The organism is Microvirga terrestris (genome assembly GCF_015694425.1).
In the GTDB taxonomy this organism is placed as follows: domain Bacteria; phylum Pseudomonadota; class Alphaproteobacteria; order Rhizobiales; family Beijerinckiaceae; genus Microvirga; species Microvirga terrestris.
On sequence record NZ_JADQDN010000019.1, the window covers coordinates 14316 to 34834 of the forward strand.

Consider the following 20519-nt stretch of genomic DNA (forward strand, 5'->3'; position numbering starts at 1 on the left):
CGAGATCATCTCGCGCACGCGAAACCGTTGACCGCGCGGGAGAGCTGTGTCCTAGTCCGCCGCAACGTGGCGGCGCAAGCCGCTTGAATCTCTAAACGACGGATACTTGAGAAAAATGAGGCCCGAGCGCTACAACGCCAAGGAAGCCGAGCTGAAATGGCGGAAGGTCTGGAACGACCGCGACCTGTTCAAGACCAACAACGACGACCCGCGTCCGAAATACTACGTGCTTGAGATGTTCCCGTATCCGTCGGGGCGCATTCATATGGGCCACGTGCGCAACTACACCATGGGCGACGTGGTGGCCCGCTACAAGCGGGCCCGCGGCTTCAACGTGCTCCATCCCATGGGCTGGGACGCTTTCGGTATGCCGGCTGAGAACGCTGCCATGCAGAACAAGGTCCACCCGAAGGAATGGACCTATGCCAACATCGCCACGATGCGCGCTCAGTTGCAGAGCATGGGCTTGGCCATCGACTGGAGCCGTGAGATCGCCACCTGCGATCCGAGCTACTACAAGCACCAGCAGCGCATGTTCCTGGACTTCCTGGAGGCCGGCCTCGTTGATCGCAAGACCGCCAAGGTGAACTGGGATCCGGTCGACCACACCGTGCTCGCCAACGAGCAGGTGATCGACGGGCGCGGCTGGCGCTCCGGCGCCCTAGTGGAGCAGCGCGAGCTGACCCAGTGGTTCCTGAAGATCACCGATTTCGCCCAGGATCTCGACGACCGGCTCGACACCCTCGACCGCTGGCCCGAGAAGGTGCGCCTGATGCAGCGCAACTGGATCGGCCGCTCCGAAGGCCTTTTGGTGCGCTTTGCGCTCAGGCCTGAGACCGTGCCGAATGGCGAGACCGAGCTGCAGATCTACACCACGCGCCCGGACACGCTGTTCGGCGCGAAGTTCATGGCGGTTGCGCCCGATCACCCGCTGGCGAAGGCCGCGGCCGATAAGAACCCGGAGCTCGCCGCCTTCATCGAGGAGTGCAAGCGCGTCGGCACGGCTCAGGAAGCCATCGATAAGGCCGAGAAGCTCGGCTTCGACACCGGCATCCGGGCGGAGCATCCGTTCGACCCGAACTGGACCCTGCCGGTTTACGTCGCGAACTTCATCCTGATGGAATACGGCACCGGCGCCATCTTCGGCTGCCCGGCGCATGACCAGCGCGACCTGGATTTCGTCAACAAGTACGGCCTGGGCAACACGCCGGTGGTCTGCCCACCGGACCAGGACCCGGCTGCCTTCGTCATCACCGACGAGGCCTATGACGGCGAAGGCCGGATGATCAATTCCCGCTTCCTCGATGGCATGACCATCGCGGAGGCCAAGGAAGAGGTCGCCCGCCGCCTGGAAAGCCAGACCCGCGGCAACCACGCGGTGGCCGAGCGCAAGGTGAATTTCCGCCTGCGCGACTGGGGCATCTCGCGTCAGCGCTATTGGGGCTGCCCAATCCCGGTCATCCATTGCGAGACCTGCGGCGTCGTGCCGGTGCCGAAGGATCAGCTGCCCGTGGTGCTGCCGGAGGACGTGTCCTTCGACGTGCCGGGCAATCCGCTCGACCGTCATGCCAGCTGGAAGACCGTGAGCTGTCCGCAATGCGGCGCCAAGGCCCGGCGCGAGACGGACACCATGGACACCTTCGTGGATTCGTCCTGGTACTTCGCGCGCTTTACGGACCCGACCCTGACCGATCAGCCGACCGACCGCACCACAGTCGATTCCTGGCTGCCGGTCGATCAGTATATCGGCGGCATCGAGCACGCGATCCTGCACCTGCTCTATTCGCGCTTCTTCACCCGCGCGATGAAGAAGACGGGCCATGCCGGCCTCGATGAGCCGTTCGCCGGCCTGTTCACTCAAGGAATGGTGGTGCACGAGACCTACAAGGACTCGAACGGCGCCTGGGTGCTGCCCGCCGATGTGCGCTTCGAGACTGAGAGCGGCGTGCGCAAGGCTTTCCATGTGGAGACTGGCGCTCCGATCGAGATCGGCTCGATCGAGAAGATGTCGAAGTCGAAGAAGAACACGGTCGATCCGGACGAGATCATCGCGTCCTACGGGGCCGACACCGCCCGCTGGTTCATGCTGTCCGATTCGCCGCCGGAGCGCGACGTGATCTGGACCGAGGAAGGCGTGCAGGGCGCGGGCCGCTTCATCCAGCGCGTGTGGCGCCTGATCGGCGAGGTCGCGGACCGGATGGCCGGCGCCAACGGCGCTGCCGCCGATGGGCCGATTGCGCTCTCCGTGCGCAAGGCCGCCCACAAGGCGCTGGCCGCCGTCGAGGAGGATGTGGAGCGCCTGCGCTTCAACCGCTGCGTCGCCCATCTCTACGAGCTCGCCAATTCCCTGCAGGATCTGGCCAATCAGGCGAAAAGCACCAACGAGCCGGGTGTCGGCCCGGCCTTTGCCGAGGCCGGGCGCATCTTCGTGCAGCTGCTCGCCCCCATGATGCCGCATCTGGCGGAGGAATGCTGGGAGTCCTTGGGCCAGTCCGGTCTCGTGGCCGATGCCCCCTGGCCGCAGGTGGATCGCTCGCTCCTGGTCGAGGATACGGTCACCCTGCCGGTTCAGGTGAACGGCAAGAAGCGTGCCGACGTGACGGTTGCCCGCGACGCCGATCAGGCTACAGTCGAGGCCGCCGTGCTGTCGCTCGAGGCCGTGCAGAAGGCCATGGACGGCAAGCCCGCCCGCAAGATCATCGTCGTTCCCCAGAGGATCGTGAATGTCGTCGCTTAACCTGATTGCCCGCGTTGTTGTCGTGGCGGGCCTCTCTCTCGGCCTGTCCGCCTGTTTCCGGCCTCTTCACGGACCGACGGCTTCGGGGCAATCGCTCCAGACGGAGCTTGCTTCCATCGACGTGCCGGAGGTGGAATGGCCACCGCAGCTGGCGAATGCAGGCCATTACCTGCGCAGCGAGCTGATCTATGTGCTGAACGGCTCGGGCTCGGCTATACCTAAGCGCTACAATCTGCGGCTCGCCTTCACGAAATCGCAGACAAGCCCGGTCGTCGACACGCAATACGGCACGGCAAGCTCCGTTATCGTCGGCGGAACACTGACCTATACGCTGACGAGCCTCGATGGAGCCACGGTGATAACCCAGGGCACGGCCACGTCCAGCGCAAGCTTCGACCGCTTCCCGCAGCGCTTTGCCAATATCCGGGCGGCCAAGGACGCGGAGATCAGGCTGACCAAGGATCTGGCCGATCAGGTGAGAACCCGGTTGTTGGCGGTGCTCGCCACACGAACCTGACCGATGGTGGCCGTCAAAGCCGGTGACGTGGAGGGAGCGCTGCGGCGCCCCGATCCGCGCATCGGCGTGTTCCTGTTCTACGGGCCCGACATGGGCCTCATCAATGAGCGCGCCCGTGTGGTGGCCGAACGCTCCGTGGACGATGCTTCCGACCCGTTCCAGATGATCCGCATCGACGGCGACGACATCGCGGCCGATCCAGGACGCCTGGCGGACGAAGCCGGCACCATGGGGTTGTTTGGAGGTAAGCGCGCCATCTGGGTGAAGGCCACCTCGCGCAACATCGCGCCGGCCGTGGATGCGGTCCTGAAGGGCGAGTTGCAGGACACGGTGATCGTCATCGAAGGCGGCGACCTTCAAAAGTCGTCACCCTTGCGCACCCTCTGCGAGCGCTCGCAGAAGGCACTGGCCCTGCCCTGCTATGCGGATACCGGTCGCGATCTCGGCACGGTTGTCGACGAAGCGTTGAAAGCGAATGGCTTTTCGATCCAGCGCGAGGCCCGCACGGCCCTGATCGCGAGCCTCGGCGGCGACCGCCTCGCTACCCGCGGCGAGCTCAACAAGCTGATGCTCTATGCCCATGGCCAGCGGGAGATCACGCTCGCCGACGTGGACGCCATCATGAGCGACGTGTCGAGCCTTGCCATGGATGCGGTGATCGACGCGGCTTTTGCCGGCGAAGGCACGGGCCTGGAAACCGGCTCCCGGCGTCTCGCGGCCGAGGGCGTGAACGCGAGCGTGCTGCTCGGCGCGGCGCTCCGCCATGCCTTGATGCTGCTCGCCGCGCGCCTCTCCGTCGAAGAAGGCCGCCCGATCCCGGCCGTGATGGAAACCATGCGCAGCCTGCATTTCCGGCGAAAGCCCCTGGTCGAGCGTCATCTCCAGCGCTGGACGGGCGACAGCCTGAAGAATGCAATCTCCCTGCTGCAGACGAACCTGCTCCAGACCCGCCGCATGGCCGATCTCGCTGACACCATCGCGGCCAAGACCCTGCTCGATATCGCAAGAGCGGCACGGCGGTAGTCGCACCTTGTCATTTCGGGGGCGCGCAGCGGAGCCCGGAATGACAGTGCGAGAACGCGTCTTTTACGGGTTCAACCGCCGGCACAGGCCGTCCAATTGATCTAAGGTCTTGTATTTGATGCGCAATTCGCCGCCTTGGCCTTTGTGATCGATGCTGACGGTGAGGCCGAGCACGTCCTGCAGGGCCTTTTCCAGAGCACGGGTGTCTGGATCCTTCTGCGCATGGCCGGGCTTGGCTGCCTTAGCGGCAATCTTCGATGAGTTTCCCGTATCGCCCTGGGCGATCTCCTCCACCTGGCGCACGCTCATGCCTTCGTCGATGACGCGCTTGGCCACCTGGACCGGGTCGTTCACGGAAAGAAGAGCGCGGCCATGGCCCGCCGTGAGCTTGCGGTCGATCAGCAGCTTGCGCACGGTCACCGGCAGTTCGGTGAGGCGCAGAGTATTAGCGATGTGGCTGCGGCTCTTGCCGATGATCTTGGAGAGGTTTTCCTGGGTGTAGGAGAATTCGGCCATCAGGCGCGAATAGCCTTCAGCCTCCTCGATGGGGTTGAGGTCCGCGCGCTGAACATTCTCGAGGATTGCGTATTCGAGCGAGGTCTTGTCATCGATATGGACGACCACCACCGGAACCCGGTGCAAACCAGCCTTCTGGGCCGCACGCCAGCGGCGTTCGCCGGCGACGATCTCGTATTGGTCGCTGCTGTTCGTGACCGGTCGCACGACGATGGGCTGGATGATGCCGCGATCCTTGATGGACTGAGTCAGCTCGCTCAGGTCCGTGTCGTCGAAGACTTTGCGCGGGTTGCGCGGGTTCGCGCGCAGGAACTCCACGGGCACGGATTTCGGCGTGAAACCCTTGCGCTCGAGGGTGCCCATTTCCTCCCCGACCTCGCCGATGAGGGCGGCCAGTCCACGGCCCAGCGATTTCATCTCTTTAGCCATTTCGTCTTCTCAATTCTTATTACGCGGCGCGCAGGGCGCGTTCGCGCTGGATGACTTCGGAGGCCAGACGCAGATAGGCCTGCGACCCGGCACATTTCAGATCATAGAGCAGAACCGGCTTGCCGTGGGACGGCGCCTCGGACACGCGCACGTTGCGCGGGATCATGGTTTCGTAAACCTTGGTGCCCATGAACTGGCGCACATCGGCCACGACCTGGCCGGACAGGTTGTTGCGCGGGTCGAACATGGTCAGCACGACCCCATGGATTGTGAGCTCCGGGTTGAGGGCAGAACGGACCTGCTCGACCGTCTTGAGCAGCTGGCTGAGGCCTTCCAGAGCAAAAAATTCGCATTGGAGCGGTACCAGAACGGCGTCAGCAGCGGTCAAGGCATTGATGGTCAGAAGATTGAGCGATGGCGGGCAATCGATCAAAATATAGGTAAATGGTTCGCTTACCTCAGCGCCCGAAAGTTCCTGAATCGCCGAACGGAGGCGGTGAGCTCGATTCCGCTCGTTGGCGATCTCCAGTTCGATGCCGAGGAGGTCGAGGGTCGAGGGCGCCACCGACAATCCGGGCACGACCGTCTCGGTGATGCTCTCCTCCAGGGATGCCTCGCCGGCGAGCACATGGTAGGTGGAGGTCTGCCGGTTCTTGCGATCGATGCCGAGACCCGTCGAGGCGTTGCCTTGCGGGTCGAGATCGATGATCAGCACCCGCTCGCCGATGGCGGCCAGCGCCGTGCCGAGATTGATCGCCGTCGTGGTCTTGCCGACGCCGCCCTTCTGGTTGGCGAGCACGAGAACGCGCGGTTTCACCCCACGCGCGCCTGCTTCGGGTCCGTTACGGTCGGTCATCATGAATGGCTCTCGATGGAGGTTATGCGAAGAATCCTGGCGTCGGAATCGGTCAAGCTCGGCAGGGTCTCCGCCTCGAATGTCCACCTTTTCCGGGCCTCGGTCAATTCGATCTCGGCGTCTCGGCCCTTGGGGAAGAGGCCGATTGTCCCCGCTTTCAACATGGGTTCAGTCCATTCCAGCAGCTGTGGCAGCGCCGCCAGGGCGCGGGCCGAGACCACATCGGCCTTGCCGACGAAGCCTGGAATGACAGTTTCCAGCCGCGCCTCATGCACAGTCGCAGGCGATCCGGTCAGCCGTGCAATCTGCCGGAGAAAGGCGCATTTGCGCGAATTGCTCTCGACGAGATGAACCTTGAGCCCCCTCTCCGCTCCCGCGATAGCGAGCACGAGACCGGGAAAACCGGCCCCGGAACCGAGGTCGAGCCAGGTCTTCGACTCAGGCGCAAGATCGAGAAGCTGGAGCGAATCGACAATGTGCCGCTCCCAGATCTGGTCGAGCGTGGCCGGACCGACGAGGTTCTTGATCGACTGCCAGCGGCGAAGCTCCCGCTCCAGCAGCTTCAGCTTCTCGAATGTTTCACGTGAAACATTTAGATCGGACGCGCTCTTGGCCGCGGTCATACCTGCCCCGCTTCCATGGATCGCGCAGCCCGCGCTGGCGCCTTGCGGGCATGGGCCGCCAGCAGCGTCAGGGCCGCAGGGGTGATGCCCTCGATACGAGCGGCCTGACCGAGGGTCTTCGGGCGCACCCGGTCGAGCTTGGCCTTGATCTCGTTCGACAGCCCGGGCAGCCCCTGGAAATCGATGCTCTCCTCCAACACCACGCTCTCATCGCGACGGTAAGCGGCGATATCCGCCTGCTGCCGGTCGAGATAGACCGCGTAGGTGGCGTCCGTTTCCAGGCGTTCGCGGACGGAAGCGCTGACCGAATCGAAATCTGGCCAGATCCGCAACAGGTCGGACCAGCCGATATTCGGATAGGAGAGAAGCTGATAGGCGGAGCGGCGGATGCCATCCTGGTTCAGCTCCAACCCGTGCCGTGACGCTTCTTGGGGGGTCACAGCACGGGCCTGAAGCCGCTGCCGCGTCCCTCGGATCTCCTCCTGGGAGCGCTGGAAATGCGCCTCGCGCTCCGGACCGACGCAACCGATCTCCAGCCCCCTGCCGGTGAGGCGCTCGTCAACATTGTCGATGCGCAGGCTCAGGCGGTACTCGGACCGGGAGGTGAACATGCGGTAGGGCTCGCTGACCCCCCGGGTGATCAGATCGTCCACGAGCACGCCGATATACGACTCGGCCCGGTCGAAGACGATGCCCTCGTGGTCGCAAGCGCGACGGGCTGCATTGAGGCCGGCAACCAGCCCTTGGGCGGCCGCCTCCTCATAACCGGTGGTGCCGTTGATCTGGCCGGCGAGAAACAGCCCCTGCACGGCCTTGGTTTCGAGCCCGGCAGTGAGGTTGCGCGGGTCGACGTAATCGTACTCGATGGCATAGGCCGGCTGGAGCATATGCACCTTCTCCAGGCCGGGAATGTGCTTGAGGAAAGCGCGCTGCACGTCCTCGGGCAGGGAGGTGGAGATGCCATTCGGATAGACGGTGATGTCGTCGAGGCCTTCCGGCTCCAAAAAGATCTGGTGGCCATCGCGGTCACCGAAGCGCACCACCTTGTCCTCAATGGACGGACAGTAGCGCGGTCCCGTTCCCTGGATCTCGCCCGAATACATGGCCGAGCGGTGCAGGTTATCCCGGATCAGGTCGTGGACCTTGGCCGTGGTGCGGGTGACGCCGCATTCGATCTGAGGGTTGGTGATGCGGGTGGTGAGCAGGGAAAACGGCACCGGTTCGTCATCGGCCGCCTGCCTGTCAACGCCGGCCCAGTCGATAGTGCGGCCGTCGAGGCGGGGCGGGGTGCCGGTCTTGAGGCGACCGAGGGTGAAGCCGAGCCGGGCAAAGGTCTTGGGCAAGCCGAGCGAAGGGCGCTCGCCCATGCGGCCAGCCGGGATCTTCTTCTCGCCGATATGGATCAGGCCGGACAGGAAGGTGCCGGTGGTGATGACCACGGCGCCGGCGGTGAGTTTCCGCCCATCGGTGAGCAGCAACCCGGCGATCCGGTCCGCCTGCACGATCAGGTCATCGGCCTCGCCCTCAACGATGGTGAGGTGCGGGGTGTTCAGAAGCTCAGCCTGCATGGCGCGGGCGTAAAGCTTGCGGTCAGCCTGGGTGCGGGGCCCGCGCACGGCAGGACCCTTGCGGCGGTTGAGCAGCCGGAACTGGATGCCGGCGCGGTCGGCGATGCGGCCCATGATACCGTCGAGGGCATCAATTTCCCGGACGAGATGGCCCTTGCCGAGGCCGCCGATAGCCGGATTGCACGACATGGCACCAATGGTCGAGAGCTTGTGCGTGACCAGAGCCGTGCGGGCGCCCATGCGCGCCGCAGCCGCAGCCGCCTCGGCCCCGGCATGGCCGCCGCCTACGACGATCACATCGAACGAAGAACTCATGTTGGTTTCCATAAACAGGGGTCTACGCAGCGCTGGGTCCAAGGTCAAAAGGGCAAAATGTTTCACGTGAAACATTTTGGGCCTTCCCCATCTCCGCACAGCCCGTCCACAGGCTATCCAGAGCGGATTCAGCACCGTTCCACCGATTCGTGAACAGCTGAAATCAGGAGTCGCACAGATTCGCCGCATGGTTATCGGCGCGGGTCGCCTGCAAGCTATTTGCCGATGCAGAAGCTGGAGAACAGCCGGTCAAGCACATCCTCCACATCCACCCGTCCGGTGATCTCACCGATGGCGCGGGCCGCGAGCCTCGCCTCTTCGGCGGCAAGTTCCAGCGGTCCCCGGCTCGCGAGCATATCCCGTGTACGGATCAGGCATCCTTGAGCGCGGTCCAAGGCTTTTCGATGACGCTCACGGGTGATCACCGCATCCCCCTGCCCCATCAGGCTTGCAGCCTCAGCCTCGAGGTGGGCGATCAACTCCGGCAACCCCTCGCCGGTCGCAGCGGCAATCATGATGTCACAGCCGTGACCCGGCTGCCGGAGGTCGGCCTTCGTCCCCACCTTCAGCAGGCGCCTTGCAGGCGGCGGCGCACTCTCCTCCCCGTCCGGCGGCACGAGCCAGAGGACGAGGTCGGCATCCTGCGCCCGAGCGCGAGCACGGGACACACCCTCCTGCTCGATCAGGTCGGTACTCTCCCGCAGGCCCGCCGTGTCGACGATGACCACCGGAAGGCCGCCGAGATCGCAATGGACCTCGATCACGTCCCGGGTCGTGCCGGCAATCGGCGACACGATGGCGACGTCCCGCTGGGCCAGCGCATTGAGCAGGGTCGACTTGCCCGCATTGGGCGGGCCGGCCAGCACCACGGTGAGACCCTCCCGCAGCCGCTCGCCGCTGCGGTTGGCCAGTGCCCGGCCAATCTCCCCCTCGACGCCGTCGATCATGCGCAGGATGTCCGCCTCCAGATCTTCCGGCACGTCACCTTCGTCCGAGAAATCGAGGCTGGCTTCAAGCAGGGCGAGAACCTGCAGAATGCTCTCGCGCCAGCCCTCGGCGGCATTGCCGAGGCGCCCACCGAGCTGGAGCATCGCCTGCCGGCGCTGGGCCTCCGTCTCGGCATCGATGATATCGGCAAGCCCCTCCACTTGGGACAGGTCCATGCGCCCGTTGAGAAAGGCCCGGCGGGTGAACTCGCCGGCCTCGGCCGGGCGGCAGTTCACGACGGACGAGAGAGTTCGCAGCACGGCCGCGCGGGTGGCAAGGCCGCCATGGATGTGCAGCTCGGCCTGGTCCTCGCCGGTAAAGCTCCCCGGCCCCGGCATCCAGAGCACGAGGGCCTGATCGAGGGGATCGCCGGTAGCGGGATCGCGCAAGGTCCGCACCACCGCCCGTCGGGGCTGTGGCACCCCGTCCGCCATCCGCTCCAGGATCAACCGGCTCTCCGGCCCGCTGATCCGGATCAAGCACACGGCGGCCCGGCCGTGGCCGGAAGCGATGGCGAAGATCGTATCGTCGGACCGCATGGACATGAACCTCATCAAGAGAAGCGGATTTAACTCTGGCGGAGCCTTAAACAAAACAGCATCCGGGATCGGCTCAGACCCAAATCGATCATCCCGGCCGGTTACCCTGGAATCCGGAGCAGGACCGATGAACCGCCTCAAGGACGCCTCTTCCCCTTATCTCCTGCAGCACCGGGACAATCCTGTCCATTGGTGGGAATGGGGACCCGATGCCCTGGCGGAGGCCAAGCGGCAGAACAGGCCGATCCTGATCTCCATCGGCTATGCCGCCTGCCACTGGTGCCACGTGATGGCGCACGAGAGCTTCGAAGACGCCGACACGGCTGCGGTCATGAACGAGCTCTTCGTGAACATCAAGGTCGACCGGGAAGAGCGGCCCGATGTCGACCATGTCTATATGAGTGCCCTGCACCTTCTGGGCGAGCCCGGCGGCTGGCCGCTCACCATGTTCCTGACGCCGGAGGGTGAACCGTTCTGGGGCGGCACCTATTTCCCCAAGGAGCCGCGCTTCGGCCGCCCCGGCTTCGTGGCGGTTCTGCGCGAGATCAGCCGCCTCTACGATGCCGAGCCTGAGCGGGTTTTCAAGAACCGCGATGCCATCAAGCAGCATATCGCCAAGGTGGAAACAGGCGACGGCGGCGGGCTCGGCCTTGCCGATCTCGACCAAATGGGTCTGCGCCTGACGGAGCTGATCGACACGGAGCATGGCGGGTTGCAGGGTGCGCCGAAATTCCCCAACCCGCCGATCCTCGAATTCCTCCTGCGTTATGCCCGGCGAGCCAACGACGGCGCGGCGCGGCATCGCTTCCTCCTGACCCTGGAGCGGATGGCGCTCGGCGGCATCCAGGACCATCTTGGCGGCGGCTTCGCCCGCTATTCCGTCGATGAGCGCTGGCTCGTGCCGCATTTCGAAAAGATGCTCTACGACAATGCCCAGCTCCTGGAGCTCTATGCGCTCGCGTTTTCGGAGACCGGCCGTCCCCTCTTCCGGCAGGCCGCCGAGGGCATCGTCACTTGGCTCGAGCGGGAGATGGTGACGCCCGACGGCGCCTTCGCGTCCAGCCTCGACGCGGATTCGGAGGGCGAGGAGGGCCGGTTCTATGTCTGGAGCCTGGGCGAAATCAGAGAGGCCTTAGGCGAGGAGGACGCCGCCTTCTTCGCGAAGGTCTACGACATTACCCAGGAGGGTAACTTCGAGGGCCACAACATCCCGAACCGGCTCATCTCCGGCGAGGCTCCCGCCCCCGTGGAACAGTGGCTGTCTGCCCTACGGGCAAAGCTCCTGGAGCGGCGGACGGCGAGGGTAAGGCCCGGCCTCGACGACAAGGTGCTGGCCGACTGGAACGGGCTGATGATCGGCGCGCTCGTGCGGGCCGCCCCCCTCCTCGACCGGCGAGGCTGGATTGCCCTTGCGCAACGGGCTTATGGTTTCGTGACCGGCACCATGAGCCGGGATGGCCGGCTCGGCCATTCCTGGCGCGGAGGGTCCCTGATCTTTCCGGGCTTCGCCCTCGATCATGCCGCCATGATGCGGGCGGCGCTTGCGCTCTACGAGGCGACGTCGGAGGCCGCCTATCTCCAGGATGCGCAAACCTGGCGCGACGTGTTGCTCACCGAATTCATGGTCGGGGAAACCGGCAGCCTCGCCATGACGGCAAAAGGCGCAGACCCTTTGGTAGTGCGGCCTCAGCCCACGCAGGACGAGGCGGTGCCGAACGCCAACGGCGTCTTCGCCGAGGCCCTCGTCCGGCTGGCGCAGATCACGGAGACCGAGGAGGACATCCATCAGGCCGCCGACACTTTGGACCGGCTCATCGGCGCCGCCCACGCCTCGCCCTTGAGCCACACATCGATCCTCAATGCCCTCGACCTCCACCTGCGAGGCCTGAGCATCCTCGTCACGGGAAACAACGCATCTCTCTACGAAGCCGCCCTACAGATCCCCTACCCCGACCGCAGCGTCCGCTGGCTGCGCGAGCATGAAATGCTGGACGACAACCACCCGGCCAAAGCTCTCGCGGCTTCAGATGCAGAGGCTCAGGCCCTCGTCTGCGCCGGCCAGCGCTGCTCCCTGCCGGTCACGGATGCGGAGGGGTTGAAGGCGCGGGTGCGGGAGATGTTGTCATCGGATCCAGGCAACTCGGCATGAACCCACGCCTCAGCAATCCGGCTCCCGTTTGACCTCGTCCCGCTTCAGATGCGTCAGCGGGATAGCCGCGTCGGATTTCACGCGTGACAGGGAGAAGTTGGACCGGATGTCGCCGATCATCGGCAGGGTCAGGAGCTTTTCAGAAAGCAGCCGTTCATAGGCCTTGAGGTTGGGTACGACGATCTCGGCCATGAAGTCGGCCGTACCGGACACCATGTGGCAGGCCACCACCTCCGCCATGGCGGCAAGCGCCTCCTGCAAAGCCGTCGCATTCTCACGCGAATGCTTTTCCACTTTGATGTCCACGAAAACAGTCAGCCCGAGTCCGACATATTCCCGGCCGAGCACGGCCCGGTAGCCCCGGATGAAACCGTCGCGCTCCAGGCGCCGGACCCGGCGCAGGCAGGGCGAGGGAGAGAGCCCGACCTGATCGGCCAGTTCCTGGTTGGTCAGGCGTCCATCGGCCTGCAATGCACCCAGGATTTTCAGGTCGATAGCGTCGAGGTCAATATAGGGCATGGATCACATGTATCCGCTTTCACGCAATCTTCTGCCAAGAATCAGCATGAAGCAAGTCCCAGATCGCAAGGACATGCCTCAATGCGACAGGCTATACTCAACGCCATCAAAGGAGTCTTGTCATGTCCGACATGATTGCGGATACACCCAAGAGCAGCGCCCGCTCTGCCCTCATCGGATGGCTTGCAGCTTTTGCCACGGTGACGATCTGGGGCGTATGGGCTGTGGCGACCCGCCATGCGGTCACGCACGACCTGCCGCCCGCGGCCGTGGGTCTGCTCCGGTTCGGCGTGCCGGCTCTTGTCCTGCTTCCTTTCAGCTGGGGGGCCGGCTTGTTCCCGAAAGGTCTGAGCGTCCTGAAAGGACTGGCGCTCCTCGGCTCCGGCGCACCGTTCTTCCTGATCGTGGCGCTGGGCATGCAATTCGCGCCGGCGGCCGAGATCGGTCCGCTCCTGCCCGGCACCATGCCGCTCTTCGTCGCTCTCATCGGATGGCTGGCGTTCGGAGAGCGCGTGGGAGGCGTGCGGCTTGCCGGTTTCACCCTCATCCTGATCGGCGTGGTGTGCATCGGCGGCTACGGGCTTCTGCTCGCCGGCAACGGCGCTTGGCGCGGGCATGCGTTGCTGCTGACCGGGGCCTGTCTCTGGGGCATCTACACTCATGCTTATCGGCGCAGCGGCCTGTCGGCCCTGCAGGCGGCAGCTCTAATTGCCCTCTGGTCCGTCCTGATCCTCCTACCGTTCGGCACACCACCGCTGATCCGCGCCTTCGGCAGCGGGCTTGCCGTGCCGCTCATACTACAGATTGTCTTTCAAGGCCTTCTCTCAGGCGTTGCGGGCATCGTGCTCTACGGGGTCGCGGTCGACCGGCTCGGCGCTTCGCGCGCTGCCGCCGTCTCCCCGATCGCGATCGTGCTCGCGGCCCTGATCGCCATTCCGGTCCTCGGGGAATTTCCAGAGCCTGCGGCCCTGGTCGGGATAGCCATGGCGACCCTGGGCGTTGTGCTCGCAAGCGGCATCGTCAGCCAGCCCGCACCCGGCAAAGCCGTATCGAAGGGTTGATGACGACGCTCAGGTTTCATGAGCCATCGGAGCACGCATGTTCTTTTTCTTCTCGAACCGCCTGGGATGCGCGGGTTCGCTCCTGATCTCCGCCGTGCTGACGCTGATCGTGCTGGCGCTCATGGGGATGTTCTAAGGGCAAAGAAAAACCCCACCCTCTTGTGAGAGGATGGGGCTGATGACCAATGCGGATGGTGCGACTCAGGTGTTCATCGAATCGAAGAACTCGCCGTTCGACTTGGTCTGGCGCAGCTTGTCGAGCAGGAACTCGATGGCGTCGACCGTGCCCATCGGGTTGAGGATGCGGCGCAGCACGTACATCTTCTTGAGCGTATCGGCCGGAACCAGCAGCTCTTCCTTGCGGGTGCCGGAACGGGTGATGTCGATGGCCGGGAAGGTGCGCTTGTCGGCGACCTTGCGGTCCAGGATGATTTCAGAGTTGCCGGTGCCCTTGAACTCTTCGAAGATCACCTCGTCCATGCGCGAGCCGGTGTCGATCAGCGCGGTGGCGATGATGGTGAGCGAGCCGCCCTCCTCGATGTTACGCGCCGCACCGAAGAAGCGCTTCGGACGCTGCAGGGCGTTCGCATCCACACCGCCGGTGAGCACCTTGCCGGATGACGGCACCACCGTGTTGTAGGCGCGGCCCAGGCGGGTGATCGAGTCGAGAAGGATGACCACGTCGCGGCCATGCTCCACCAGGCGCTTGGCCTTCTCGATCACCATCTCGGCCACCTGCACGTGGCGGGTCGCCGGCTCGTCGAAGGTGGAGGCCACGACCTCGCCCTTCACGGACCGTTGCATGTCGGTGACTTCCTCCGGGCGCTCGTCGATGAGCAGTACGATGAGGTAGCACTCGGGATGGTTGGTGGTGATCGACTGCGCCACGTTCTGCATCAGCACGGTCTTACCCGTGCGCGGCGGCGCGACGATCAGCGCGCGCTGGCCTTTGCCGATGGGCGACACGATGTCGATGATGCGCGGCGAGAAATCCTTGCGCGTGGGATCGGCGATTTCGAGGTTGAAGCGCTCGTGCGGGAAGAGCGGCGTCAGGTTGTCGAAATGGACCTTGTGCCGGATCTTCTCGGGATCCTCGAAATTGATGGTGTTGACCTTGAGCAGCGCGAAATAGCGTTCGCCTTCCTTCGGGCCGCGGATCGGGCCGTCCACCGTGTCGCCGGTGCGCAGGCCGAATTTCCGGATCTGCGAGGGCGACACGTAGATGTCGTCGGGGCCGGGCAGGTAGTTCGAATCGGCCGAGCGCAGGAAGCCGAAGCCGTCCTGCAGCACCTCGACGACGCCCGCGCCGATGATCTCAACCTCGCGCGCCGCCAGCTGCTTGAGGATCGCGAACATGAGCTCCTGCTTGCGCATGGTGCTGGCGTTCTCGACCTCGAGCTCCTCGGCGAAGGCGATGAGTTCGGTCGGCGTCTTGGATTTCAGGTCTTGAAGTTTGATTTCCCTCATCGGGGAACACTCTCGGGGTAAGGGCGCGGGCTGGTGGGCTGAACGCGGGAGGAGACAGAGGAAACGTTCGACAGGGCCGCCGGGTTCACGAACCGTGACTGAAGAGCCCTGAGGGCCCGTGCAGCGCACCTGTCTTGGAGGAAGGAGAATTATTATTTAGCCGTTTTCTCCGGAAATCACAAGAGCCTTCGCCGCCTCTCCCCGGAACGGAATGTTCGGGAGAGCGGTTATCGCTGGCCGATCAGGGAGAAAACCACCGTGAGCCAGCTGACCCTCGCCGACCTGTCCGACAAGATGCGCGACATCGACTTCGCCATGCTCTCGACCCACGCGGAAGGAGGCGAGATCGCGGGCCGGCCCATGAGCAACAACGGCGATGTTGCCTACGAGGGCGATTCCTATTTCTTCTCCTACGAGGACACGCGGACCGTCGACGACATCAAGCGGGATCCGAAGGTGTCATTGGCCTTCCAGGGCAGCAAGAGCCTTCTCGGCAAGCCCCCGATCTTCATTGCGGTCGAAGGGCGCGCCGAGCTGATCCGCGACAAGAAAGCCTTCGAAGAGCATTGGACGAAGGATCTCGAAATCTGGTTCAAGGACGGTATCGACACCCCGGGCCTCGTCCTGATCAAGGTTCACGCAACCCGCATCCATTACTGGCACGGTGTGGATGAGGGCGAGATCAAGCTCTGAGCATCATCCAAACGGCTTTACGATCACCAGGATCACGATTCCGATCATCAGGACCGTCGGCACCTCGTTGAGGATGCGATAGTATTTCGCCGGTTTGGTGTTCTTGTCGGCGGCGAATTCCTTGAGACGGCGCACATAGACGCCGTGGAGACCGGAAAGGATCAGCACCAGCAGCAGCTTCCCGTGCATCCAGCCGGAGGTGTACCAGCCGCCATCCCACATGAGATAGAGACCGAGCACCCAGGTGACGATCATGGCCGGGTTGATGATCGCCTTGAGCAGGCGCCGCTCCATGATCTTGAAGGTCTCGGACTGGATCGAACCTTTCTGCGTCTCGCTGTGATAGACGAAGAGGCGCGGCAGGTAGAGCATGCCAGCCATCCAGGCGATGACGGCGACGACGTGAAACGCCTTGAGCCACAGATACAACATTTTTCTTAAGCCCCCCGCACGCGGGCGATCATCTGCGCCACGTGCTCGACCGGTGTCTCCGGCAGGATGCCGTGCCCGAGATTGAAGATATGCGGGCGGCCGCGCACCGCATTCAGGATATGATCGATCCCCTGCTCCATGGGCGCACCGCCGGCGATCAGCGCCAGCGGATCGAGATTGCCCTGGGTCGCGAGGGTGCTCGGCAGCGTCGGCAGCACCTGCGCCGGATCGAGCGTCCAGTCGAGCGCCAGCCCGTCGCCGATTCCGCTTGCTGCGAAGCGGTGGAGATTGGCCCCGCCGCCGCGCACGAACACGATCACTTTGGCGTTCGGCCGCGCGCTTTTGAGGCCTTCGACCATGCGGCGGATCGGGTTGAGCGACAACCGGTCGAACAGAGCGGGCGGCAGGGCGGAGCCGAAGCTCTCGAAGATCTGCACGGCCTCCGCGCCCGCATCGATCTGGCGGATGAGATAGGCCGTGGAGGCACGCACCAGCCGGTCGATGAGCTGGTCCATGAAGGCGGGATCGCGATAGGCGGTGAGACGGGCCGGCGCCTGGTCCGGGGTGCCCTTACCGGCGATCATGTAGCTCGCTACCGTCCAGGGCGCGCCGCAGAAGCCCAGCAACGTGGTCTCCTTCGGCAGGGACTTGCTCAGACGGTCCAACGTTTCGAAAACCGGGTCGAGCCGGTCCAGCGGCAGCTCGTCGGCCAGTCTGGAAAAATCCTTCGCCTCGGTGATCGGATCGAGCTTAGGTCCCTCGTTCTCGACGAAGCGCACATCCTGGCCGAGCGCATGGGGGATGACCAGGATGTCGGAGAACAGGATCGAGGCGTCAAACCCAAAGCGGCGGATCGGCTGAAGCGTCACCTCCTCGGCAAGCCGTGGGTTGTAGCAGAGATCGAGGAAGGATCCCGCCTGTTTGCGGGTCTCCCGGTATTCCGGCAGGTAGCGGCCGGCCTGACGCATGATCCAGATCGGCAGAGGCCAGACCGGCTCGCCGTTCAGCACGCGCAAAATCGCCTTGGTGGAACGTGTGCTCACAGGCCCTCTCTTAAAAGAAGAATCTTTGAATCTTAGAATCTGATGTTTCTCTTGGGCCGTGAATCACGAAGCCGCAACCCCGTCCACAGGCGGTCCACATCGCCCGAGGGCTTAAGGGTTCATTAACGGATGGGGCGGGCTCGCCACAATCCTTTCCGGAATCTTAAAGCTTAACAGCCCGTTAACGAAGATTAACCAAATCTGAATCAAACGGGCACGGGTGATTCGTGCCGGATTCTCCCAAAGGGTCGATTCAAGACTCACACAACGGGGAGCTCTGTTGATCGTTTGCGATGAATCCCACAGGGCCTTTTGCTGGACCTCTCCCTCCAAGCGTTTTATCCACACTGATCGACTCCTCGTACATGGAGACATCGGGCCGTGGGACGCAGCTATTTCCATCTCCATCTCGTCTCCGACTCGACGGGTGAAACCCTCATCACCGTCGCCCGTGCGGTGGTGGCGCAGTACGAGGGCGTAGCCGCCATCGAGCACGTCTATCCGCTGGTGCGCTCCAACACCCAGTTGGAGCGGGTGATCCACGAGATCGAGACCGCGCCCGGCATCGTGCTCTACACCCTCGTGGAAGAGGAACTCGCCAGTCGCCTGGAGGAGGTCTGCCGCGCCACCGGTTCGCCCCATCTCTCCGTGCTCGAGCCGGTCCATGCCCTGCTCTCTTCCTATCTCGGGACCCATTCGACCGCCCGGCCCGGCGCGCAGCACATGCTGAATGCCGAGTATTTCAAGCGCATCGACGCCATGAATTTCACCCTGTTGCACGATGACGGGCACCTGCCGCACGATCTCGACGACGCAGACGTGATCCTGGTGGGGGTGAGCCGCACCTCGAAGACGCCGACCTCGATCTATCTCGCCAATCGCGGATTGAAGACCGCCAACATCCCTCTCGTGCCCGGGGTGCCGCCGCCGGCCGTCCTGGAGACGGCGAAGACCGCGCTGATCGTCGGCCTCGTGGCAACCCCTGAGCGCATCGTGCAGATCCGGCAGAACCGGCTCTTGAGCCTGAACGCCGATGACGACACCTCTTATGTGGACCGGGAAGCGGTGGCCGAGGAGCTCGCGGCCTCCCGGCGGCTCTTCGCCCGCAACGGCTGGCCGGTGATCGACGTGACCCGCCGCTCCATCGAGGAGACGGCGGCGGCGATCATCGATCACTACCGCGACCGCCGCCAGCGCCTGAACGCGGAGTAGACCATGCCCGTGCTCTGGACCCCTTCGGAAAAGCTGCTGCTGGCCTCCACCAGCGCCACCCGCCTGACTCTGCTCGTGAGCGCCGGCCTCTCGGTCGAGACGCAGGATTCCGGTATTGACGAACGAGCTGTCGAAGAGGCGGCCGCCCATGAAGGCCTTGATCCGCCAGCACTCGCGGCCAGACTCGCGGCGGAGAAGGCGCTCGCGGTCAGCCGCCGCCATCCTGAGCGGGTGGTGCTCGGGGCCGACCAGGTGCTTGCCTGCGAGGGACAGGTGTTTCACAAGCCGTCGGATCGCGACGCTGCCCACCTTCAGCTCAAGCGCCTGACCGGGCGGCAGCACTCTCTTCATTCCGCCGGGGCACTCACCATCGGCGGGCAGGTGGTCGAGACCTTCTCGGACACGGCCCACCTGACCCTCCGGCCGCTGACGGACGAGGCCATCGACCTTTATCTCGACCTCGCTGGTCCCGACGTGCTCAAAAGCGTCGGCGTTTACCAGCTCGAAGGGTTTGGCATCCATCTGTTCGAGACGGTCGAAGGGGATCACTCGACGATCCTGGGGCTCCCGCTCCTGCCGCTTCTCGCCGCCCTGCGCCGTCTCGGCTGCCTGGCGCTCTAAAGCCTCGGACCCAAAAGTGGATTCCACTTTTGGGATTGAATCCGATGCTTTCTTCTTGAATGAGAGCATCGTGTGACCGGACCTAGCGGGCCGCACGATGCTCAAGGACACAGAATTCATGGCGAAGGCCTTCGTCGTCGGCCATCCGATCAAGCATTCCCGCTCGCCGCTGATCCATGGTCACTGGCTGAAAGCCTATGGTCTCGACGGCTCCTACGAGCGCATCGATGTGGCGCCTGTGAATTTCGGGGACTTCCTGGCGAGCTTCCATGAGCGCGGCTTTGCCGGCGGCAACGTCACCCTGCCCTACAAGGAGGCAGCCTACCTCGGCGTCGCCCGCAGGACCGAGCGGGCGCAGCGCGTGGGCGCGGTCAATACCCTGTGGGTCGAGGACGGGGTGATCTGGGGCGACAACACGGATGCGCTCGGATTCATCGGCAATCTCGATGCCAGCCTGGGGACAGGCTGGGAACAGGATGTGGAGACCGCCCTCGTGCTCGGGGCCGGTGGTGCCGCCCGCGCCGTGGTGGCGGGCCTTCAGGACCGCCCTCTCAAGCGCATTTTTGTCGCGAACCGCACCTTGGCGAAAGCGGAGGATATCGCCCGCGATCTCAGGCCGGGCAGTGCGGTGTCCATCGAGACCTCGCCCTGGGAGGCGCTCGGGCGGGTGATCCCGCATGCCCAGCTCATCGTCAACACCACGTCGCTCGGCATGACCGGCCAGCCGCCTTTGACCATCGACCTCTCCCGCGCGCCCCGCAACGCCGTGGTGGCCGACATCGTCTACGTGCCGCTGGAAACTCCCCTCTTGGCTGCCGCAGCCGCGCATAACCTACGAACCGTCGATGGTCTCGGCATGCTGCTGCATCAGGCCGTCCCCGGCTTCCGGCGCTGGTTCGGCGTCACCCCGGAGGTCACGCCTGCCTTAAGGGCCGTGATCCTCGCCGATCTCGAGGCCTCCCGATGACCTTCGTGCTCGGCCTCACCGGCTCCATCGGCATGGGCAAATCGGCCACCGCCGATCTTTTTCGGAAACTCGGCGTCCCGGTCCACGATGCCGACGCCACGGTGCACCGCCTCTATCGCGGCCGCGCCGCACCGCTGATCGAAAAGGCCTTTCCCGGCACCGTGGCGCACGACGCTGTCGACCGCGCGAAGCTCGGAGCGGCGGTTCTCAACAGCCCGGAGCGCATGCAGCAGCTCGAAGCCATC

The 20519-nt window shown here is 64.4% G+C and carries 19 protein-coding genes; 10 read left to right on the plus strand and 9 right to left on the minus strand.

Annotation, left to right across the window (positions count from 1 at the left end; genetic code table 11):
- Window positions 1-115: 115 nt before the first annotated feature.
- From leuS to holA, 3 genes are read left to right on the plus strand one after another with little or no spacing between them, the layout of a single operon-like run.
- A complete protein-coding gene (gene leuS, locus I2H36_RS19570) occupies window positions 116-2737 on the plus strand; it encodes a leucine--tRNA ligase (RefSeq protein WP_196265575.1) in 2622 nt (873 codons plus the stop codon).
- On the plus strand, window positions 2724-3254 hold the full coding sequence (lptE, locus tag I2H36_RS19575; RefSeq protein WP_196265576.1) for an LPS assembly lipoprotein LptE: 531 nt from the start codon (window positions 2724-2726) through the stop codon (window positions 3252-3254). The genes leuS and lptE overlap by 14 nt, the downstream gene beginning before the upstream one ends.
- Before the next feature lie 3 nt (window positions 3255-3257).
- Window positions 3258-4277 (plus strand): DNA polymerase III subunit delta, encoded by a 1020-nt coding sequence (gene holA / locus I2H36_RS19580; protein ID WP_196265577.1) that lies wholly within the window; start codon window positions 3258-3260, stop codon window positions 4275-4277.
- 63 nt (window positions 4278-4340) lie between these two features.
- Here the strand turns inward: holA and I2H36_RS19585 are convergent, their stop codons facing one another.
- The 5 genes from I2H36_RS19585 to mnmE form a co-directional block, all read right to left on the minus strand.
- Complete coding sequence (locus I2H36_RS19585) at window positions 4341-5222, minus strand: ParB/RepB/Spo0J family partition protein (protein WP_196265578.1); 882 nt, start codon at window positions 5220-5222, stop codon at window positions 4341-4343.
- A 19-nt stretch (window positions 5223-5241) separates the two neighbouring features.
- On the minus strand, window positions 5242-6081 hold the full coding sequence (locus tag I2H36_RS19590; RefSeq protein WP_196265579.1) for a ParA family protein: 840 nt from the start codon (window positions 6079-6081) through the stop codon (window positions 5242-5244).
- Entirely contained in the window at window positions 6078-6701 is a 624-nt protein-coding gene (gene rsmG, locus I2H36_RS19595) for a 16S rRNA (guanine(527)-N(7))-methyltransferase RsmG (protein WP_196265580.1), read from the minus strand. Before rsmG ends, I2H36_RS19590 begins: the two co-directional genes overlap by 4 nt.
- Window positions 6698-8584 carry a tRNA uridine-5-carboxymethylaminomethyl(34) synthesis enzyme MnmG gene (mnmG, locus tag I2H36_RS19600; protein WP_196265581.1) on the minus strand — a complete coding sequence of 629 codons (1887 nt, stop codon included), beginning with the start codon at window positions 8582-8584 and terminating at the stop codon, window positions 6698-6700. Before mnmG ends, rsmG begins: the two co-directional genes overlap by 4 nt.
- 215 nt (window positions 8585-8799) lie before the next feature.
- Entirely contained in the window at window positions 8800-10110 is a 1311-nt protein-coding gene (mnmE, locus tag I2H36_RS19605) for a tRNA uridine-5-carboxymethylaminomethyl(34) synthesis GTPase MnmE (protein ID WP_196265592.1), read from the minus strand.
- 127 nt (window positions 10111-10237) lie between these two features.
- Between mnmE and I2H36_RS19610 the strand changes: the two genes are divergently transcribed.
- A complete protein-coding gene (locus I2H36_RS19610) occupies window positions 10238-12259 on the plus strand; it encodes a thioredoxin domain-containing protein (RefSeq protein ID WP_196265582.1) in 2022 nt (673 codons plus the stop codon).
- Window positions 12260-12268: 9 nt separating this feature from the next.
- Here the strand turns inward: I2H36_RS19610 and I2H36_RS19615 are convergent, their stop codons facing one another.
- Window positions 12269-12778, minus strand: a complete 510-nt coding sequence (locus tag I2H36_RS19615) for an Lrp/AsnC family transcriptional regulator (protein ID WP_196265583.1) — start codon at window positions 12776-12778, stop codon at window positions 12269-12271.
- A 122-nt stretch (window positions 12779-12900) separates the two neighbouring features.
- On the opposite strand from I2H36_RS19615, the gene I2H36_RS19620 reads away from it, so the two are divergent.
- Window positions 12901-13839, plus strand: coding sequence for a DMT family transporter (locus tag I2H36_RS19620; RefSeq protein WP_196265584.1), 939 nt, complete (start codon window positions 12901-12903; stop codon window positions 13837-13839).
- Between the two features lie 201 nt (window positions 13840-14040).
- Here the strand turns inward: I2H36_RS19620 and rho are convergent, their stop codons facing one another.
- A complete protein-coding gene (gene rho / locus I2H36_RS19625; RefSeq protein ID WP_196265585.1) occupies window positions 14041-15306 on the minus strand; it encodes a transcription termination factor Rho in 1266 nt (421 codons plus the stop codon).
- Window positions 15307-15564: 258 nt separating this feature from the next.
- On the opposite strand from rho, the gene I2H36_RS19630 reads away from it, so the two are divergent.
- The gene (locus tag I2H36_RS19630) at window positions 15565-15999 is read left to right on the plus strand and encodes a pyridoxamine 5'-phosphate oxidase family protein (RefSeq protein ID WP_196265586.1); all 435 of its coding nucleotides are present in this window, start codon (window positions 15565-15567) and stop codon (window positions 15997-15999) included.
- A gap of 3 nt (window positions 16000-16002) precedes the next feature.
- Here the strand turns inward: I2H36_RS19630 and hemJ are convergent, their stop codons facing one another.
- On the minus strand, window positions 16003-16428 hold the full coding sequence (gene hemJ, locus I2H36_RS19635; RefSeq protein WP_196265593.1) for a protoporphyrinogen oxidase HemJ: 426 nt from the start codon (window positions 16426-16428) through the stop codon (window positions 16003-16005).
- An 8-nt stretch (window positions 16429-16436) separates the two neighbouring features.
- A complete protein-coding gene (gene hemE / locus I2H36_RS19640; protein WP_196265587.1) occupies window positions 16437-17474 on the minus strand; it encodes a uroporphyrinogen decarboxylase in 1038 nt (345 codons plus the stop codon).
- 381 nt (window positions 17475-17855) lie between these two features.
- On the opposite strand from hemE, the gene I2H36_RS19645 reads away from it, so the two are divergent.
- From I2H36_RS19645 to I2H36_RS19660, 4 genes are all read left to right on the plus strand, one after another.
- Window positions 17856-18686, plus strand: coding sequence for a pyruvate, phosphate dikinase/phosphoenolpyruvate synthase regulator (locus I2H36_RS19645; RefSeq protein WP_196265588.1), 831 nt, complete (start codon window positions 17856-17858; stop codon window positions 18684-18686).
- A gap of 3 nt (window positions 18687-18689) precedes the next feature.
- Window positions 18690-19307: a Maf family protein gene (locus I2H36_RS19650; protein WP_196265589.1), complete on the plus strand. Its 618-nt coding sequence runs from the start codon at window positions 18690-18692 to the stop codon at window positions 19305-19307.
- Window positions 19308-19425: 118 nt separating this feature from the next.
- Window positions 19426-20274, plus strand: a complete 849-nt coding sequence (locus I2H36_RS19655; protein ID WP_196265594.1) for a shikimate dehydrogenase — start codon at window positions 19426-19428, stop codon at window positions 20272-20274.
- The coding region (locus tag I2H36_RS19660; protein ID WP_196265590.1) for a dephospho-CoA kinase at window positions 20271-20519 on the plus strand (249 nt) is incomplete at its 3' end. The genes I2H36_RS19655 and I2H36_RS19660, both read left to right, overlap by 4 nt.